Here is a 17,037-nt window from a genome sequence, read left to right as displayed (position 1 = left end):
GTGCTTCGTAGCGTGAGGGCATGCGACACCGTGCCGAGCCCTCAGCCGTCGGGTCCGGCATGCCCGAGCGGTCCGGTTCTGAGCCGGGGTCGGACGTCGGTGCCGAGGGCTCGAAGCCGACGGATACGGCCACTGGTCCCGGTGCGCGACGCGTTCGTGTCGGTGTGGGCGCGGCGATCGTGCTGGCGATCGTCGCGGCCGTCGTTGCCGTGCTGGTGTCGGCCACGGCACAGCAGGGGACGTCGGTCGACCTCGGTGCGACGGACCCACCGTCCGCCGACGCGAGCGGCGGAGCGTCCTCCGGCACTCCAGCCGGTGGTGGGCGGCTGCTCCTGCATATCACCGGCGCGGTGCGGGAGCCGGGGCTCGTCGACCTCCCCGCGGGGTCTCGGGTGGTGGATGCGGTCGCCGCCGCCGGGGGAGCAGCGGACGATGCCGACATCGCCGCGATCAATCTCGCTCGGCCTGTCGCCGACGGAGAGCAGCTGGTGGTGCCGCGGATCGGTGACCCGCCGCCTGTGGGTGGGGCGGCGTCCAGTGGGTCGTCCGCCGCGACCGGCGGTGCAGCAGGCGCGACGGGTGCGCCGGTGAATCTCAACACGGCGACGCCGGCGGAGTTGGAGACGCTGCCGCGGATCGGCCCGACGCTCGCCCAGCGGATCGCCGATTGGCGAGCATCGAACGGTCGGTTCGGCGCCGTCACCGACCTCTTGAAGGTCTCCGGGATCGGTCAGAAGCTCTTCGACGGTCTCAAGGATCGGGTGGTCGTCTGATGCCCGACCTGCGTCTTGCGCTGCCCGCCTGCGCGCTCTGGGTCGCCGTCGCCGCGCTGATCGGCGTGCCGGACGCTGCGTGGGCTGTGGCGGTGGCGTCCGGCGCGGGCGCCGGAGCCGCCCTGGCGTGGTGCGTAGGCGCGGCGGTGTTTAGTCGCCGCGGGCCGGCGATGCGCACGTCACGTCCGGTATTGCCGGTCGTTGCAGTCGTGCTCGTCGCTATTGCAGTCGGGTCCGTTGCGGTCGCAGTGCGGGCGGCGGCCCGCGAGTCACCGGGACTCGAAACTGCGGTGGAACGATCAGAGACCGTTTCCCTCCTGGTGCGTGTCGAGCGGTCACCACAACGGATCGCCCCGGGATTCGACGGCGGCGCACGCTGGAGCCTGCGCGGCCGGACCGAGGGTGGAGGGGCGTCTGTCCCGGTGTCGGTGCTGTTCGGCGCGAGCAAGGAGGATGCCCGCGCCTGCGCGTTCGGAGCCGTCGTCCGCGTCCACGGCACGGTGCAGCGGGAGGATCCCGGTGAGCCGACGACGTACACGGTCAGCGCGCGCGATGACGTGGCCGTGGCCGCTGCTCCGCCCCCGTGGCTCGGCTGGGCGGCGTCCGCGCGCGAGACCTTCGCGCGAGCCGCGGCGTCGACACCGGGTGACGGCGGCGCGCTGCTCCCCGGACTCGCGATCGGTGACGAGACCGCTGTGTCGGTCGACCTCGACGAGGCGATGAAGGCGGCATCGCTCAGCCACCTCACGGCCGTCTCGGGTGCCAACTGCGCTCTCGTCATCGCCCTGGTCTTCGGCCTCGCACGTCTGGCGGGGCTCGGACGCCGCTCGCGCATCCTGGCAGCCGCCGCAGCCTTGGCGGCCTTCGTGGCGCTGGTCGGACCGGGAGCGAGCGTCATCCGGGCGGCTGTCATGGCGGCGGTGCTGCTGATCGGCTTGGCGCGCGGCCGGCCTGCGGACGGCATTCCTGCCCTCGCTCTCGCGATGGTCGTTCTGTTGGTCCACGATCCCTGGCTGGCGCGCGACTATGGCTTCGTGCTGTCGGTACTCGCCACGGCCGGGCTGCTGGTCCTCGCGGGACCGTTAAGCCGACTCTTCACCCGCTGGATGCCGCAGTCGCTGGCCATCGCGGTAGCGGTCCCCACGGCCGCCCAGCTCGCCTGCCAGCCGGTGCTGCTGCTGCTCGCGCCGACGCTGCCGTTGTACGGCGTGCCGGCGAACCTGCTCGCCGAGCCGGCGGCACCCGTGGCCACGATGCTCGGCTGCATCGCGTGCGCGTTGCTTCCGCTGGCGCCAGGGCTCGGTCAGGCGGTGATCTGGATAGCGTGGCTGCCATCTGCCTGGATCGCCCAGGTCGCGGTGTTCACGAGCCGGCTTCCTGGTGTCGCGGCGCCGTGGGCGCCGGGGATGGTCGGAGTGCTGTTGAGTGCGGCGGTCCTCGTCGCGGTCGCTGTGATCGTCCTCGGGCGGAACTCCTCGCACGTCGTCTCGATCGTCGCCGTCGTCGCCCTGTGCGGGGGAGCGGTGGTCTACCTCGCGACGCTGGGCGGTGGGCTGGTCGGGCGCGCGCTCGCACTTCCGTCCGATTGGCAGCTCGCCGCCTGCGACGTCGGCCAGGGAGACGCCCTGTTGATCCGAGACGCCGACGCCGTCGCCATGATCGACGTCGGGCGTGAGCCGGGGCCCGCGGCGGCATGCCTCGACCGTCTGGGCATCACCCGGATCGACCTCCTCGTGCTGAGCCACTTCGACGCCGACCACGTCGGCGGGCTGTCCGCTGTGGCCGGTCGCGTCGAGCACGCGATCGTTCAGCGCCCGGTGCGCGACGCCGACGAGCGTACGCTCGCGATCCTCCGGGCCGCGGGAGTGCCGACCGAACACGGTTACGCAGGACTGTCGGGACGGCTGGGAGGCGTGAGCTGGCGAGTGCTCTGGCCGCCGCCGCAGCCCACGGGCGGCCAGCAGGACACAGGCAATGCGGGCAGCATCACGCTGGAGACCGACGGCCGCGGCCTCCGTGCGCTGTTCCTGGGCGACGTGGGCGAGGAAGCGCAGGATGCACTGATCGCCGCCGACGGGGTGCGCCCGGTGGATGTCGTGAAGGTGGCCCATCACGGGTCCGCCGACCAGAGTGCGGACTTCTACGGTCGGGTGCACGCCAGGCTGGGGCTGGTGTCGGTGGGCGTCCGCAACGGCTACGGGCATCCCACGGCGTCGGCGCTCCGGATGCTGGCGGACAGCGGAACGGCCGTCGGTCGCACCGACGAGCAGGGGATGCTTCTGGTTTCGCCGTCGCCGCCGGGCGGCACCGGTCCGACGATGCGGCTCTGGAGCGAGCGCACGCCGGACGGCACTGACAGTGGCCGCCCGTATCCTGGATACGGACGAGGAGGAATGTGGCCACCCGAAGCAGCAGCAGAACCGGTGCGGGCAAGACGCGCGCCGCCGCGAGCGCGATCCCGCAGCTTCCCTGGAATCAGGTGCGCGCCGCGCCGATCGTCCTCGTCACCGGATCCGAGGGCTTCCTCGCCGATCGGGCCGTCCGCACGCTTCGTGACGCGCTCAAGGCCGAAGATCCCAGCCTCGAGATCAGCGACCTCCACGCAGGCGACTATGCCCCCGGCGAGCTGCTCACGCTCGCGAGCCCCTCCCTGTTCGGCGAGCCACGACTGATCCGCGTGGAGGCCGTCGAGAAGCTCAACGACGCCTTCCTCTCGGACATGCTCGCCTACCTCGAAGAGCCGGCCGACGGCACCGTGGTGACCCTCCGCCACGGTGGAGGCGTTCGAGGCAAGAAGCTGCTCGACGCGATCCGCTCCGGCAGCGGAATCGAGATCGTCTGCACGGAACTCAAGAAGGACGCCGAGAAGTACGACTTCGCCCAGGCCGAGTTCGCAGCCGCCGGGCGCAAGGTGACCCCCGGTGCATTGCGGGCGATCACGTCGGCGTTCTCCGACGACCTCGCCGAACTGGCCGCCGCCTGCCAGCAGCTGCTGTCCGACTCGTCCGAGCAGATCACCGAAGCCACCGTCGACAAGTACTACGGCGGTCGCGTCGAGACGAACGCCTTCCAGGTCGCCGATGCCGCGATCGCCGGCCGGCACGGTGAGGCTCTCGTCACCATGAGGCACGCCCTCGCATCGGGCGCAGATCCCGTCCCGATGGTGGCCGCTTTCGCCAGCAAGATCCGCACCATGGCCAAGATCTCCGGCGCGCGCGGCGGCTCGGGCCAGCTCGCGCAGCAGTTCGGCCTGGCGCCGTGGCAGGTCGACCGCGCACGACGCGATCTGGCGGGCTGGACGGAGGAGGGGCTCGGTCGGTGCATCGAACTGCTCGCCGAGACGGATGCCAACGTCAAGGGCGGCGGCCGCGATCCGGTGTTCGCGCTCGAGCGGATGATCCGCGTCATCAGCGCGCGCGGCCGCGGCTGACAACACGGTCGCGCACCTCTGAGGCTCAGGCGCGCCCTTCACAGACGCGCCTGAGCCACGGTCGCGCGACCCAGAAACGCAGAGAGCCCCCGCCCGGACCGAAGTCCAGGAGGGGGCTCTCTCGCGGCGCGGGACAGGTCCCGCTGGCGGTCGTCGCTTAGAGCGCTGCGACCTGCTTGGCGATGGCCGACTTGCGGTTCGCCGCCTGGTTCTTGTGGATGACGCCCTTGCTGGCCGCCTTGTCGATCTTCTTGGCGGCGACGCGCAGCGCCGCGGTCGCCTTCTCCTTGTCGCCCGACGTGACGGCCTCACGGGTGGCGCGGATGGCGGTCTTGAGCTCGCTCTTGACGGCCTTGTTGCGCTCCTGAGCCTTCTTGTTGGTGCGGTTGCGCTTGATCTGCGACTTGATGTTTGCCACGAATGGTCACTTTCGTTCTGGATGAGTTAGGGATGTGCCGCTCAGCGGAGAGGGCGCCTTGCGGCGTTTCGTGCGGACACATCCACACGCAAGCCAACAAACAACATTACCAGCGCAGACCGCCCAGCGGCAAAACGGTGCGGATCGAGGTCAGACGCGAGCGGGCGCGTACGACCCGACCAGCAGCTCTTCGAGCAGGCTCGGACCGTTCGGCTCCCAGCCCAGGTCGATGCGCGGACGGGTTCCGCGCGCCTGCTGGTCGAGCAGCAGCGCATCGGCGAGCGCCTCACCCAGGCGGCCGCGCGACTCGTCGACCGACTCGGCGGCGACCCCGCCGGCGATTCCGGCCGCCTGAGCGGCGGCCTCGCCGAGCTCCCGGACGGTCGGGTTCTGCCCGCCCGCCCCGATGTACGTCGCACCGGCCGCGCCCTGCTCGAGCGCGAGCACGTAGAGGGCGGCGAGGTCGTCGACGTGCACCGTGGCCCAGTGCTGCGATCCGTCGCCGATGAGCCGGAGCGCGGGCACCGTGCCGGACCCGCGGGGCCCATCCACGATGACATTGGCGAGACCTGTGCCGTGGCCGTAGACGATCGACGGGACGACGAGGGTGGCCCGCACGCCCTCGGCCTCGCGGACGAGCTTCTCGGCCGAGGCGCGCCACGCCGTGAGCGCCGGCGGCTGCGCGGGCGACTCCTCCGTGATGTCGTCGTTGTCGCCGTACGTCCAGATCCCTCCGGTGTGCACGAACGGCTTGCCGGTGCCCGCGAGCCCGGCGAGGACGGCCGGCACGAGCACCGCGTCGACGTCCTTCGACGACGCCAGGTGGATCACGCCGTCGCTCTCGCGCGCCGCGCCCTCCACGAGCGCAGCGTCGGCCGCATCGCCGACGAGGGGAGTCGCGCCCGCCGCGCGAACGGCTTCCGCCTTCTGGTCGTCGCGGACGAGCGCGGTGACGCTGTGGCCCTCGTCGAGGAGCCGGGGGAGGACAGAGGATCCGATGAAGCCGGTCGCGCCGGTGAGCAGGATGTTCATATCGTCCACAACACGACCGTCCCGCGAACATTCCCCAGGTCCGCGGTGCGGGGATGCCCGGCGCAGGGGCGCGCGTAGGCTCGTTCCATGACCACCTCCAGCATCGCCATCGTCAACGGTTACGTCGTCCCCGTCTCCCAGGAGCCGATCGAGAACGGCGTCGTCCTCGTCACGGACGGGGTCATCGAAGCGGTCGGAAGCGCTGACGACGTGTCTGTGCCGGAGGGCGCGACGGTGGTGGATGCGGCGGGCAAGTGGGTTCTGCCCGGGTTCATCGAGTCGCACGGACACGTGGGCATCCACGAAGAGGCGAACGGCCCCGCGGGTGACGACACCAACGAGATGACCACGCCGAACACCGCAGCGGTTCGCGCCATCGACGCCATCAACATCGACGATGAGGGCTTCCGGGACGCCCTGTCCGGCGGCGTGACCTCGGTGGTCGTGAAGCCCGGTTCCGGCAATCCGATCGGCGGTCAGACCGTCGCGATCAAGACCTGGGGCGGCCGGATCATCGACGAGCAGGTGATCCACGAGGCGGTGAGCGTGAAGTCGGCGCTCGGCGAGAACCCGAAGCGCGTCTACGGCGCGAAGAACACCACCCCGAGCACGCGGCTCGGTGTCGCGATGATCATTCGCGAGGCGTTCATCGCCGCCCAGAACTACCGGGTGCAGCGCGAGAACGCCGAGCTCGAGGGCAAGCCGTTCGAGCGAGACCTGGCCAAGGAGACCCTGGCGCGCGTGCTCGACGGCGAACTCGCCTGGGATCAGCACACCCACCGCCACGACGACATCGCGACGGCGCTGCGCCTCGCCGACGAGTTCGGCTACCGCCTGGTGGTCAACCACGGCACTGAGGCCCACAAGATCGCCGACGTGCTGGCCGAGCGCGACATCCCGGTCATCTTCGGTCCGATGTTCACCTCGCGATCCAAGGTCGAGCTGCGCGACCGCGCGATCGCCAACCTGGCGACCCTGGCCAAGGCGGGAGTCCGCGTCGCGATCACCACGGACCACCCGGTCGTCCCGATCAACTTCCTCGTGTACCAGGCGGCCCTCGCGGTGAAGGACGGCCTGCCGCGCCAGACGGCGCTCGAGGCGCTGACGGTCAACCCGGCCGCCTTCCTCCGCCTCGACGACCGCGTCGGCTCGCTCACGCCGGGTCTCGACGGCGACGTCGTCGTCTGGTCGGGCGACCCGCTCGACGTGAACTCGCGCGCCGAGCGTGTGTACATCAGCGGCGCCGAGGTCTACCGGTTCGAGGACGGCCGCGGTCACGTGGTGGAGCGCTCCGAGCGCTTCGCCTGAGGACGCGGCCCGCCTGGCGTCCTGTCAGCGGTGCGTCCGGTGGCCGGACGTTCATGGGAGAATGGCCGGACGATGTCACCACGAGCTCTTCAGGCCCTCGAGCCCGCCGCGACCGACCCGGCCTCCATCCGCAATTTCTGCATCATCGCGCACATCGACCACGGCAAGTCGACCCTGGCCGACCGGATGCTGCAGATCACCGGCGTGGTGTCCGACCGGGATATGCGCGCCCAGTACCTCGACCGCATGGACATCGAGCGTGAGCGCGGCATCACGATCAAGAGCCAGGCCGTGCGCATGCCGTGGCAGGTCGACGGCGACACGTTTGCGCTCAACATGATCGACACCCCGGGGCACGTCGACTTCACGTACGAGGTCTCCCGGTCCCTCGCCGCGTGCGAGGGCGCCATCCTGCTCGTCGACGCCGCCCAGGGCATCGAGGCACAGACGCTCGCCAACCTGTACCTGGCGCTGGAGAACGACCTCACCATCGTCCCCGTGCTCAACAAGATCGACCTGCCCGCGGCCGACCCGGACAAGTACGCGCAGGAGCTGGCGAGCCTCATCGGCGGGAAGCCGGAGGACGTGCTGCGTGTGTCCGGCAAGACCGGGATGGGCGTCGAAGCCCTCCTCGACCGCGTCGTCGCCGAGATCCCGGCCCCGGTGGGCAACGCCGACGCCCCGGCCCGCGCGATGATCTTCGACTCCGTCTACGACAGCTACCGCGGCGTCGTGACCTACGTCCGCATGGTCGACGGCAAGCTGCAGCCGCGCGAGCGCATTCAGATGATGTCCACCCGCGCCACCCACGAGATCCTCGAGATCGGCGTGTCCGCTCCCGAGCCCACCCCGTCGAAGGGTCTCGGCGTCGGCGAGGTCGGCTACCTGATCACCGGCGTGAAGGACGTCCGCCAGTCGAAGGTCGGTGACACGATCACGACCGCCTCGAAGCCCGCCACCGACGCGCTCCCCGGCTACACCGAGCCGAAGCCCATGGTCTTCTCGGGCCTCTACCCGATCGACGGCAGCGACTACCCGGAGCTGCGCGAGGCCCTCGACAAGCTGAAGCTGTCCGATGCTGCGCTCGTCTACGAGCCGGAGACCTCGGTCGCGCTCGGTTTCGGCTTCCGCTGCGGCTTCCTCGGCCTCCTGCACCTGGAGATCATCACCGAGCGGCTGTCGCGTGAGTTCGGCCTCGACCTCATCACCACCGCCCCGAGCGTGATCTACGAGGTCACGACCGAGGACAAGAAGACCGTTACCGTGACCAACCCGAGCGAGTTCCCTGGCGGCAAGATCGAGAAGGTCGAGGAGCCGGTCGTCAAGGCCGCCATCCTCGCGCCGAAGGACTACGTCGGCGTCATCATGGAGCTCTGCCAGAGCCGGCGCGGCTCCCTGCTCGGCATGGAGTACCTCGGTGAGGACCGCGTCGAGATCCGCTACACGATGCCCCTTGGCGAGATCGTCTTCGACTTCTTCGACCAGCTGAAGTCGAAGACCGCCGGCTACGCCTCCCTCGACTACGAGCCGTTCGGCGAGCAGGAGTCCGACCTCGTCAAGGTCGACATCCTGCTGCAGGGAGAGACGGTGGATGCGTTCAGCGCCATCGTGCACCGCGACAAGGCCTACGCCTACGGCACGATGATGGCGTCCCGCCTGCGCGAGCTCATCCCGCGCCAGCAGTTCGAGGTCCCCATCCAGGCCGCCATCGGTGCCCGCATCATCGCGCGCGAGAACATCCGCGCGATGCGCAAGGACGTCCTGGCCAAGTGCTACGGCGGTGACATCACCCGCAAGCGCAAGCTCCTCGAGAAGCAGAAGGAGGGCAAGAAGCGCATGAAGATGGTGGGCCGCGTCGAGGTCCCTCAGGAAGCCTTCATCGCGGCGCTCTCCGGCGACACGGAGAAGAAGGACAAGAAGTAGCCGTCTGCACCGGCCTGCCTGCGAACCCCCGTTTCGCGAACCCGCTCGACATGGCGGATGATGAATATATGCGCCGCTCGACGTTCACCGACCAACCCGTCACGTACGGGGCGGTCGGCGGCACCCAGGCGGCCGATCTGCTGTACTACCCGCCGAAGGGCTACAAGCCGCTGGAGCGCAGCATCCGGCTCGGCAGCGGGGACGAGCGGTTCGAGACCGCGGCGACCGCGCTTATGGCGTGGGGCGTTCAGAAGGGCAGCGGCATCCAGGTGACGGATGTGCACGAGGGAACCGGCGTTCAGTACGAGGGCGTCGAGTTCGGCCCGGACGGCACGCCTGTCCGCATGCGCGAGAACCGCACGGAGGAGGACGTGTTCGCCGACGACGGCACCCCGTTCGTCCGCAACGGCATGACCGCCGTGCTGAAGATCCCGTTCGGCCCGTTCCGGGTGTCCGCGCCGATCCGTGTCGTCTACGTTGTCGACGAGCCGCACCGCCGCGGGTTCGCCTACGGGACGCTGCACGGGCATCCCGAGAGCGGCGAGGAGCTCTTCCTGGTCGAGCAGCGCGATGACGGCACCGTCTGGTTCGTGCTGCGCGCGCTGTCGCGGCCCTCCAACGCGTTCTACCGCCTGGTCGCTCCGGTGCTGGCGATGGTCCAGCGCCGCTACACCGCGAAGTACCTGCGCGCGCTCCACCCCGTCCGGTCCGCCTGATGCCGAGCGTCCTCCCGATCGGCGACCCCGCGCCGGCCGACGGCCTGCTGCCCGCGACCGCCGCCGATGGCGCGCACGAGCGCGACTTCGGCGTCTACCTTCACGTGCCGTTCTGCCGGGTGCGCTGCGGCTACTGCGACTTCAACACGTACACGGCGACCGAGCTGCGCGGCGTCTCGCAGTCCGATTACGCCGGTCACGCCGTGCGCGAGGTCGCATTCGCCGGCGAGGCCCTGCGCGCGAGCGGTGTGCCCGACCGCACGGTGTCGACGGTGTTCTTCGGCGGCGGGACGCCGACACTGCTTCCGCCCGGCGACCTCGCCGCGATGCTCGGCGCCGTGCGCGACGCGTGGGGTCTCGCCGACGGCGCCGAGGTCACCACCGAGGCGAATCCGGACTCCGTGGATGCGGATGACCTGCAGCGACTCGCCGACGCGGGCTTCACCCGGGTGTCGTTCGGGATGCAGTCCGCCGTCCCGCACGTGCTGGAGACGCTGGAGCGCACGCACGACCCCGCTCGCATCCCGCTGGTGGTCGGCTGGGCGCGGGAGGCCGGCCTGCAGGTCAGCCTCGACCTGATCTACGGGACGCCGGGGGAGTCGCTCGACGACTGGTCGCGCAGCCTCGACACCGCCCTCGCCTGCGAGCCGGATCATCTGTCCGCGTATGCGCTGATCGTCGAGCAGGGCACGAAGCTGGCGCGCCAGATCCGGTCAGGACAGGTGCCGGAGCCCGACGACGACCTCGAAGCCGACATGTACGAGCTGGCGGACACGCGCCTCTCCGACGCCGGCTACGAATGGTACGAGGTCAGCAACTGGGCGACCGACGCATCCCATCGGTCCCGCCACAATCTCGCCTACTGGCTCGGGCACGACTGGTGGGGTGTCGGACCCGGGGCGCACAGCCATGTCGGCGGCGTCCGCTGGTGGAACGTCAAGCACCCCGCGGCCTACGCACAGCGCGTGCTGGCGGGGGAGTCGCCCGCCGCAGGCCGGGAGACGCTCGACGCCGAGACCCGGCGGGTGGAGCGGGTGCTGCTGCTCTCGCGCATCCGCGACGGGCTGGGCACGGCAGAACTGGGCGAGGCAGGACGGCACGAGGTGCCCGGTCTGATCGCCGATGGCCTGGTAGACGGACGAGCCGCCCTCCGCGGATCGATCGTTCTGACCCTGCGGGGGCGGCTCCTGGCCGACGCGGTGGTGCGGCGGCTGCTGGCGGACGAGGCCGCCTGAGGTGCGTCGCGTCTAGCTGACGAACCGGATGGCGATCGGGTACGTGTAGTACTCGCCCTGGTTGGCCTTCACGGCCGCGATGATGCTGAACACGATGTTGAGCACCCAGGCGGCGAGGATCACGAAGATCCCGATGAAGACGATCGAGAGCAGGCCGCCGACGACGTACGCGATGAAGATGGTGATCTGGAAGTTCAGCGCCGTGGCGGTGTGGGCGCGGACGAACGGCCCGCGGTCCTTCAGCACCAGGTAGCCGATGAGCGCGGGGATCCAGTTGAACAGGATGCCGCCGATCTGGACGAGCGTCGCCCAGAGCTTCTCGTCGGCGGGGCTGAGCTGCTGCGCGCCGCCTCCGTAAGGCTGCTGTGGTGGCGGCGGCGGGGGTGTCGCGGACATGGCGCGGTTCTCCTCAAGAGCTGGGGATGGACGTGTTCGGCCCCCAGCCTAGGGCGCGGGGGCGCAGGCTGAAAAGAGCCTGAACGCGCCGACGCCCGGCTGGGGGCCGAGTGCTGCCTGGCGGGAGCTACTTGATGAAGCGGAAGTTCACCGGGTAGCGGTAGGTGCCTCCGCTGTTCACGCGGACGAAGCCGAGGATCGAGAACACCAGGTTGACGATGTACAGCGCCCACGGGATGAGCAGACCGAACAGCAGGTAACCGATCCCGTAGGTGAAGCTGCCGATGATCACACCGATGATCTGCGAGGCGACCCAGGCGAGGATCCAGGTGATCTGCCAGTTGAGCGCCTCCTTGGCCTCCTGGTTGGTGAGGCGGCCGCGGTCCTTGAAGACGAGCCAGATGATCAGCGACGGGAGGATCCAGAGGATGCCGCCGAGGTGGGCGAACGCGGCCCACTGCTTGTCCTGCGCGGCGTCGAGCGGAGCGGCGGGTGCGGCCGCGTACGGCTGCTGCCCGGCGGGCTGGCCGTACGGCTGCTGGGGAGGGACGTTGGAGTAGGGCTGCTGGGGCGGAACGCCGCCGGGCTGCTGCGGGGGGACCCCACCCGCAGGGTCGGTCGGCTGGTTCGGGTCGGTCATTCGGCGGAACCCTTTCGTGATCGGCTGCAACGGTGCGTCGAACCGGTGAGCATACGGTACTGCGGCCTGTCACAGGCAGCAATCATCCTCGCCGCGTTTCGACGCGGTAGGATTGGCACTCAGGAAGAGCGAGTGCTAAACGGTCGACGGGAGGCGGAGATGGTCTCGGAACGCAGCCTCGAAGTGTTGCGCGTCATCGTCCAGGACTACGTGGCGTCGCGCGAGCCGGTCGGCTCGAAGAGCATCGTCGAGCGCCACTCCTTCGGAGTGTCCGCCGCGACGATCCGCAACGACATGGCGCTGCTGGAGGAAGAGGAGCTGATCGCGGCTCCGCACACGTCCTCCGGGCGTGTCCCCACCGACAAGGGCTACCGGCTGTTCGTCGACCATCTGGCCGAGATGCGGCCGCTCACCTCGGCTCAGCGCACCGCGATCGAGACGTTCCTCGGCCAGTCGGTCGACCTCGACGATGTGCTCTCGCGCACCGTCCGGCTGCTCTCCCAGCTGACCAATCAGGTCGCGCTGGTGCAGTATCCATCGGTCGCGCGGTCGCGCATCCGCCACATCGAGCTGGTCGCCCTCGCGCCGCATCGGCTGCTGAGCGTGCTCATCACCGATTCCGGCGCAGTCGAGCAGCGCGTGATCGAGCTGGCGGCTGACGTGAGCGATGAGGATGTGGCAGAGATCCGCGGCGCGATCAACGGTGCGGCAGCGGGGCTGATGCTGGCGGAGGCCGCCACGCGGCTGCGCGAACTGCCGGATGCCCTCACCGAGCGCACACGCGCCCTGGTGGAGCCCGTGGCGAGCGCTCTGCTCGACCAGATCGCCGCCAACCGCCAGGAGAAGCTGGTCATGGCCGGGGCGGCGAACCTGGTGCGGACCGAACTCGACTTCCCCGGAACGATCACCCCGGTCCTCGAGGCGATCGAGGAGCAGGTCGTCCTGCTCCGGCTGTTCGACGAGATGGCCACCGACCAGCACGGCGTCGCCGTCAGCATCGGCCGCGAGAACGCGGGCTTCGGGCTGACGGAAGCATCCGTGCTGTCCAGCGGTTACAGTGCGGCGGGATCGGATGTGGCCCGCGTCGGCCTCCTCGGACCGCTCCGCATGGACTATTCGGGCAACATGGCCGCCGTCCGCGCGGTCGCCCGCTACCTCTCCCGGCTGCTCGGCGACCAATAGGGCGCCACCGCATCCGGCGATCACCACACGCGACGAAAGAAGAAGGAACAGCCCCACGTGGCCGACCACTACGAAGTCCTCGGCGTCGAGCGCGACGCCAGCCCCGACGAGATCAAGAAGGCGTACCGCCGGCTGGCGCGCGAGCTCCACCCGGACGTGAACCCGAGCGCCGAGGCGCAGGAGCGCTTCAAGCTCGTCACGCACGCCTATGACGTGCTCAGCGACCCGCAGCAGCGCCAGCAGTACGACCTTGGCGGCTCCGGCGGCTTCGGCGGAGGCGCGGGCGGAGCCGACTTCGCCGGCTTCAGCGACATTTTCGAGACGTTCTTCGGGGGAGGTGGCGGGGCGACCCGCGGGCCGCGCTCCCGCCGTGAGCGCGGACAGGACGCCCTGCTGCGCGTCGAGGTGGACCTCGACGAGGTCATCTTCGGCACGCACCGCGACCTGGAGGTCGACACGGCCGTGGTCTGCGAGACCTGCAACGGCTCGTGCTGCCAGCCGGGCACGCAGCCGGTGACCTGCGACATCTGTCACGGCACCGGCAGCATCCAGCGCTCCGTCCGGTCGCTGCTCGGCAACGTGATGACGTCGAGCCCCTGCGGCACCTGCCGCGGCTACGGCACCGTCATCGCGACGCCGTGTGTGACCTGCCAGGGTCAGGGCCGCGTGCGCGCCCGTCGCACCGTCCCGGTCGACATCCCCGCGGGCGTCGACACGGGCCTCCGCCTGCAGATGCCGGGCAGCGGCGAGGCCGGCCCCGCCGGCGGCCCCAACGGCGACCTCTACCTCGAGATCAAGGTCAAGCACCACGACGTGTTCAGCCGCGACGGCGACGACCTGCTCTGCACGCTGGAGCTGTCGATGACGGATGCGATCCTCGGCACGACCGCGACCGTGAAGGCGCTCGACGGCGACATCCGGCTCGAACTCAAGGCCGGGACGCAGTCCGCCGACATCATCACGGTGAAGGACCGCGGCATCACGCACCTCCGCGGCACCGGCCGCGGCGACCTCCGGGTCGGCATCCAGGTGGTCACTCCGACGAAGCTCGACCACAAGGAGAAGGACCTGATCAAGAAGTTCGCCGCCGCCCACAAGGGTCCGGAGCCGTCGCTGGCTCGGTTCCAGCAGGGGCTGTTCGCGAAGCTGCGCGACCGGTTCCTCAACCTCTAGCGGGCCATGGCGTCCCTCTACCTGCGTGAGGACCTCGAGGACGTCGAGGTCGGCGCCCGGCTGTCGCTGACCGGCGCCGAGGCGAAGCACGCCGCGACCGTGAACCGCACGCGACCGGGGGAGTCGGTGCTCATCGGCAACGGGCGGGGGCTCGTCGCGTCGGGCGAGGTGCTCGTCTCGACGAACACCGAGCTGACGATCGACGTCGAGTCAGTGTCGCGCGTCGAGCGCGCGGCCCCGACGATCACGCTGGTGCAGGCGCTCGCCAAGGGTGACCGGGATGAGCTCGCGATCCAGGCCGCGACGGAGCTCGGTGTGGATGCGGTGGTGCCGTGGGCCGCATCCCGCTCGGTCTCGCGCTGGGAGGGTGCGAAGGTCGCGAAGGGCCGGGAGCGCTGGGCGACGATCGTGCGGGAGGCGGCCAAGCAGTCCATCCGCGCCTGGACGCCCGAGGTCGGCGAGCTGGCGACGACGAAGCAGATCGCCGCGCTGGCGGCCTCCGCCCGGGTGCTCGTCCTCGAGCCGGATGCGACCGACCCCCTGACCGGCGTCGAGCCGGACGGCCGCGACCTGGTGCTCGTCGTCGGTCCGGAGGGCGGGATCGCGCCGCAGGAGCTGGCCGCTTTCCGCGACGCGGGCGCCGAACTCGTGCGCCTGGGCGACACGGTGCTCCGCACCTCCACGGCCGGCCCCGCCGCCCTCGCCGTCCTCAACGCCTCTCTCCACCGCTGGTGACGCCCACCGGACCCACACACCCACCATCGAGTCCGCAAACTTTGCACACGAAACGCGCTCGGAGCGTGTAAAGTTTGCGGACTCGACGGCGGGCGGAAGGGGAGCCGGGAGGGACTCGGCCGAGCGTCGGAGGGGGCGAATAGGATAGGGGTATGGCAGAGACGGAGCGTTCGATCTTCTCCCGCATCATTGCGGGCGAGATCCCGGCGGACGTGGTGTACGACTCGGAGCGGCTGATCGCGTTCCGCGACATCGCCCCGAAAGCCCCCGTGCACCTCCTCGTCGTGCCCAAGACGGAGCAGTACCGCAATGTCGCCGAGCTGGCGGCCGGCGATCCGGAGCTGCTGGCCGAACTGGTCGCGACGGCGAAGCGCCTCGCCGACGAGCTCGGCGACGGCGACTTCCGTCTGGTCTTCAACACGGGCGAGCGCGCGGGTCAGACCGTGTTCCACGTCCACGCACACGTACTGAGCGCGCCGGGTGACGGCCCGGGCCTCGAGGAAGGAAGCCTTGCCCTCTAGCGAATCCACCGCCTCCGGAGCGACTCCGGGCGACGGCGCCGAGGTGCGCCTGAGCGTCGACGGCGTGCAGATGGTCCGCCTTCTCGGACCCCAGGATCGCCTGCTCACCACGCTGGAACGGCAGTATCCGCTCGTCAGCGTCCACGTGCGCGGCAACGAGATCGCCCTGAGCGGCGACGCCGGCCAGGTGGCCGAGGCGCAACGGCTCGTGGAGGAGCTGCTCCAGATGGTGCGGAACGGGCAAGACCTGTCGCCGGCCGAGGTGACGAGTTCCGCCCGGATGCTCGGCACCGACCTGAACCTGAGCCCGTCCGACGTGCTCGGCCAGGCCATCCTCACGGCACGCGGCAAGAGCATCCGCCCGAAGACGCTCGGGCAGAGCCAGTACGTCGACGCGATCGACCACAACACGATCGTCTTCGGCATCGGCCCCGCCGGTACCGGTAAGACCTATCTCGCGATGGCAAAGGCCGTCCAGGCGCTGCAGCGCAAGGAGGTCAACCGGATCATCCTGACGCGTCCGGCCGTCGAGGCGGGCGAGCGGCTCGGCTATCTGCCGGGCACGCTGACCGACAAGATCGACCCGTACCTGCGCCCGCTGTACGACGCGCTCAACGAGATGATGGATCCGGAGCTCGTCCCGAAGCTGCTGGCGGCCGGGACCATCGAGGTCGCCCCGCTCGCCTACATGCGCGGCCGCACCCTCAACGACTCCTTCATCGTGCTCGACGAGGCCCAGAACACCACGCCCGAGCAGATGAAGATGTTCCTGACCCGTCTCGGCTTCAACTCCAAGATGGTCGTCACCGGCGACATCACGCAGATCGACCTGCCGAACTCGGCCAGCGGGCTGCGGCTCGTCACTCGCGTGCTCAACGACATCGACGACATCCACTTCGCGCGGCTGACGAGCGAAGATGTCGTTCGACACAGCCTGGTCGGGCGCATCGTCGACGCGTACACCGAATACGACGCGCGTCAGCAGGCGCGGCACTTTGAGCGCGAGCAGGCGGCGGAGTTCGCCAACCGTGCCGAGCGCCGCTCCGGCGGGCCGCGCGACCACCTCCCGAAGCGACGATAGGGCCGCAGTGAGCATCGAGATCAACAACGAGTCGACCATCGAGGTCGATGAGGCCGCCCTGCAGCGCCTCGCCGGCTACGCCTTCGACATCCTCCACGTGCACCCCGACGCGGAGCTCGCGATCGTGCTGGTCGACGAGGCCGCCATGGAGCAGCTGCACGTGCAGTGGATGGACGAGCCCGGCCCGACCGATGTCCTCAGCTTCCCGATGGACGAGCTGCGGCCGGGAACCGAGGAGGAGCCGTCGCCCGCGGGTCTGCTCGGCGACGTCGTGCTGTGCCCCCAGGTCGCCCAGGTGCAGGCGGAGACGGCCGGCCACTCGCTGATGGACGAGCTGCTGCTGCTCACGACGCACGGCATCCTCCACCTGCTCGGCTTCGACCACGCGGAGCCGGCCGAGGAGCGCGAGATGTTCGCCATCCAGCGCGACATCCTCGTCGGCTTCTCGCGCTACGACCGACAGCGGTAGGGGGC

The 17,037-nt window shown here is 70.1% G+C and carries 16 protein-coding genes and 1 pseudogene; 13 read left to right on the top strand and 4 right to left on the bottom strand.

Annotation, left to right across the window (positions count from 1 at the left end; genetic code table 11):
* The first annotated feature begins 20 nt into the window (after positions 1–20).
* The 3 genes and pseudogenes from ACF1AJ_RS04475 to holA all read left to right on the top strand — a co-directional run bounded on the left by ACF1AJ_RS04475 (position 21) and on the right by holA (position 4,203).
* Positions 21–773 carry a ComEA family DNA-binding protein gene (locus ACF1AJ_RS04475; protein ID WP_391506279.1) on the top strand — a complete coding sequence of 251 codons (753 nt, stop codon included), beginning with the start codon at positions 21–23 and terminating at the stop codon, positions 771–773.
* A pseudogene (locus tag ACF1AJ_RS04470) lies at positions 773–2,611 on the top strand (ComEC/Rec2 family competence protein); the annotation flags it as partial. The gene ACF1AJ_RS04475 and the pseudogene ACF1AJ_RS04470, both read left to right, overlap by 1 nt.
* A gap of 557 nt (positions 2,612–3,168) precedes the next feature.
* On the top strand, positions 3,169–4,203 hold the full coding sequence (gene holA, locus ACF1AJ_RS04465) for a DNA polymerase III subunit delta (RefSeq protein WP_391506278.1): 1,035 nt from the start codon (positions 3,169–3,171) through the stop codon (positions 4,201–4,203).
* Between the two features lie 157 nt (positions 4,204–4,360).
* On the opposite strand, the gene rpsT is transcribed toward holA, so the two are convergent.
* Entirely contained in the window at positions 4,361–4,621 is a 261-nt protein-coding gene (gene rpsT, locus ACF1AJ_RS04460) for a 30S ribosomal protein S20 (protein ID WP_309859342.1), read from the bottom strand.
* Positions 4,622–4,771: 150 nt separating this feature from the next.
* Positions 4,772–5,653, bottom strand: coding sequence for an NAD-dependent epimerase/dehydratase family protein (locus ACF1AJ_RS04455; RefSeq protein WP_391507435.1), 882 nt, complete (start codon positions 5,651–5,653; stop codon positions 4,772–4,774).
* A gap of 87 nt (positions 5,654–5,740) precedes the next feature.
* Between ACF1AJ_RS04455 and ACF1AJ_RS04450 the strand changes: the two genes are divergently transcribed.
* The 4 genes from ACF1AJ_RS04450 to hemW all read left to right on the top strand — a co-directional run bounded on the left by ACF1AJ_RS04450 (position 5,741) and on the right by hemW (position 10,835).
* Positions 5,741–6,961, top strand: coding sequence for an amidohydrolase (locus ACF1AJ_RS04450; RefSeq protein WP_391506277.1), 1,221 nt, complete (start codon positions 5,741–5,743; stop codon positions 6,959–6,961).
* 72 nt (positions 6,962–7,033) lie between these two features.
* Positions 7,034–8,884: a translation elongation factor 4 gene (gene lepA, locus ACF1AJ_RS04445; RefSeq protein WP_391506276.1), complete on the top strand. Its 1,851-nt coding sequence runs from the start codon at positions 7,034–7,036 to the stop codon at positions 8,882–8,884.
* A 68-nt stretch (positions 8,885–8,952) separates the two neighbouring features.
* Positions 8,953–9,600, top strand: a complete 648-nt coding sequence (locus tag ACF1AJ_RS04440) for a DUF1990 family protein (RefSeq protein ID WP_391506275.1) — start codon at positions 8,953–8,955, stop codon at positions 9,598–9,600.
* The gene (hemW, locus tag ACF1AJ_RS04435) at positions 9,600–10,835 is read left to right on the top strand and encodes a radical SAM family heme chaperone HemW (RefSeq protein ID WP_391506274.1); all 1,236 of its coding nucleotides are present in this window, start codon (positions 9,600–9,602) and stop codon (positions 10,833–10,835) included. Before ACF1AJ_RS04440 ends, hemW begins: the two co-directional genes overlap by 1 nt.
* Before the next feature lie 12 nt (positions 10,836–10,847).
* On the opposite strand, the gene ACF1AJ_RS04430 is transcribed toward hemW, so the two are convergent.
* Entirely contained in the window at positions 10,848–11,231 is a 384-nt protein-coding gene (locus tag ACF1AJ_RS04430) for a DUF4870 domain-containing protein (protein WP_018190907.1), read from the bottom strand.
* 127 nt (positions 11,232–11,358) lie between these two features.
* Positions 11,359–11,871, bottom strand: a complete 513-nt coding sequence (locus ACF1AJ_RS04425) for a DUF4870 domain-containing protein (protein ID WP_391506273.1) — start codon at positions 11,869–11,871, stop codon at positions 11,359–11,361.
* Between the two features lie 159 nt (positions 11,872–12,030).
* Between ACF1AJ_RS04425 and hrcA the strand changes: the two genes are divergently transcribed.
* The 6 genes from hrcA (at position 12,031) to ybeY (ending at position 17,032) form a co-directional block, all read left to right on the top strand.
* Positions 12,031–13,053: a heat-inducible transcriptional repressor HrcA gene (gene hrcA / locus ACF1AJ_RS04420; protein ID WP_391506272.1), complete on the top strand. Its 1,023-nt coding sequence runs from the start codon at positions 12,031–12,033 to the stop codon at positions 13,051–13,053.
* A gap of 57 nt (positions 13,054–13,110) precedes the next feature.
* Complete coding sequence (gene dnaJ, locus ACF1AJ_RS04415; protein ID WP_309859351.1) at positions 13,111–14,226, top strand: molecular chaperone DnaJ; 1,116 nt, start codon at positions 13,111–13,113, stop codon at positions 14,224–14,226.
* 6 nt (positions 14,227–14,232) lie between these two features.
* Complete coding sequence (locus ACF1AJ_RS04410) at positions 14,233–14,961, top strand: 16S rRNA (uracil(1498)-N(3))-methyltransferase (protein WP_391506271.1); 729 nt, start codon at positions 14,233–14,235, stop codon at positions 14,959–14,961.
* A 152-nt stretch (positions 14,962–15,113) separates the two neighbouring features.
* Entirely contained in the window at positions 15,114–15,482 is a 369-nt protein-coding gene (locus tag ACF1AJ_RS04405; protein ID WP_391506270.1) for a histidine triad nucleotide-binding protein, read from the top strand.
* Positions 15,472–16,563 (top strand): PhoH family protein, encoded by a 1,092-nt coding sequence (locus tag ACF1AJ_RS04400; protein WP_391506269.1) that lies wholly within the window; start codon positions 15,472–15,474, stop codon positions 16,561–16,563. The genes ACF1AJ_RS04405 and ACF1AJ_RS04400 overlap by 11 nt, the downstream gene beginning before the upstream one ends.
* A 7-nt stretch (positions 16,564–16,570) precedes the next feature.
* Positions 16,571–17,032: an rRNA maturation RNase YbeY gene (gene ybeY / locus ACF1AJ_RS04395; protein ID WP_018190914.1), complete on the top strand. Its 462-nt coding sequence runs from the start codon at positions 16,571–16,573 to the stop codon at positions 17,030–17,032.
* Positions 17,033–17,037 lie beyond the last annotated feature (5 nt).

The sequence above is a fragment of the Leifsonia sp. NPDC014704 genome, from assembly GCF_043083605.1.
Classification (GTDB): domain Bacteria; phylum Actinomycetota; class Actinomycetes; order Actinomycetales; family Microbacteriaceae; genus Leifsonia.
The sequence above is the reverse complement of the archived record's forward strand: the minus strand, read 5'-3'. Positions and strand labels throughout refer to the sequence as shown.

Bases quoted from the DNA above. Each gene is read 5' to 3' on its own strand.
- ACF1AJ_RS04475 (WP_391506279.1), top strand. From the start codon at position 21: ATGCGACACCGTGCCGAGCCCTCAGCCGTCGGGTCCGGCATGCCCGAG.
- ACF1AJ_RS04455 (WP_391507435.1), bottom strand. From the start codon at position 5,653: ATGAACATCCTGCTCACCGGCGCGACCGGCTTCATCGGATCCTCTGTC.
- ACF1AJ_RS04450 (WP_391506277.1), top strand. From the start codon at position 5,741: ATGACCACCTCCAGCATCGCCATCGTCAACGGTTACGTCGTCCCCGTC.
- lepA (WP_391506276.1), top strand. From the start codon at position 7,034: ATGTCACCACGAGCTCTTCAGGCCCTCGAGCCCGCCGCGACCGACCCG.
- ACF1AJ_RS04440 (WP_391506275.1), top strand. From the start codon at position 8,953: ATGCGCCGCTCGACGTTCACCGACCAACCCGTCACGTACGGGGCGGTC.
- hemW (WP_391506274.1), top strand. From the start codon at position 9,600: ATGCCGAGCGTCCTCCCGATCGGCGACCCCGCGCCGGCCGACGGCCTG.
- ACF1AJ_RS04430 (WP_018190907.1), bottom strand. From the start codon at position 11,231: ATGTCCGCGACACCCCCGCCGCCGCCACCACAGCAGCCTTACGGAGGC.
- ACF1AJ_RS04425 (WP_391506273.1), bottom strand. From the start codon at position 11,871: ATGACCGACCCGAACCAGCCGACCGACCCTGCGGGTGGGGTCCCCCCG.
- hrcA (WP_391506272.1), top strand. From the start codon at position 12,031: ATGGTCTCGGAACGCAGCCTCGAAGTGTTGCGCGTCATCGTCCAGGAC.
- ACF1AJ_RS04410 (WP_391506271.1), top strand. From the start codon at position 14,233: ATGGCGTCCCTCTACCTGCGTGAGGACCTCGAGGACGTCGAGGTCGGC.
- ACF1AJ_RS04405 (WP_391506270.1), top strand. From the start codon at position 15,114: ATGGCAGAGACGGAGCGTTCGATCTTCTCCCGCATCATTGCGGGCGAG.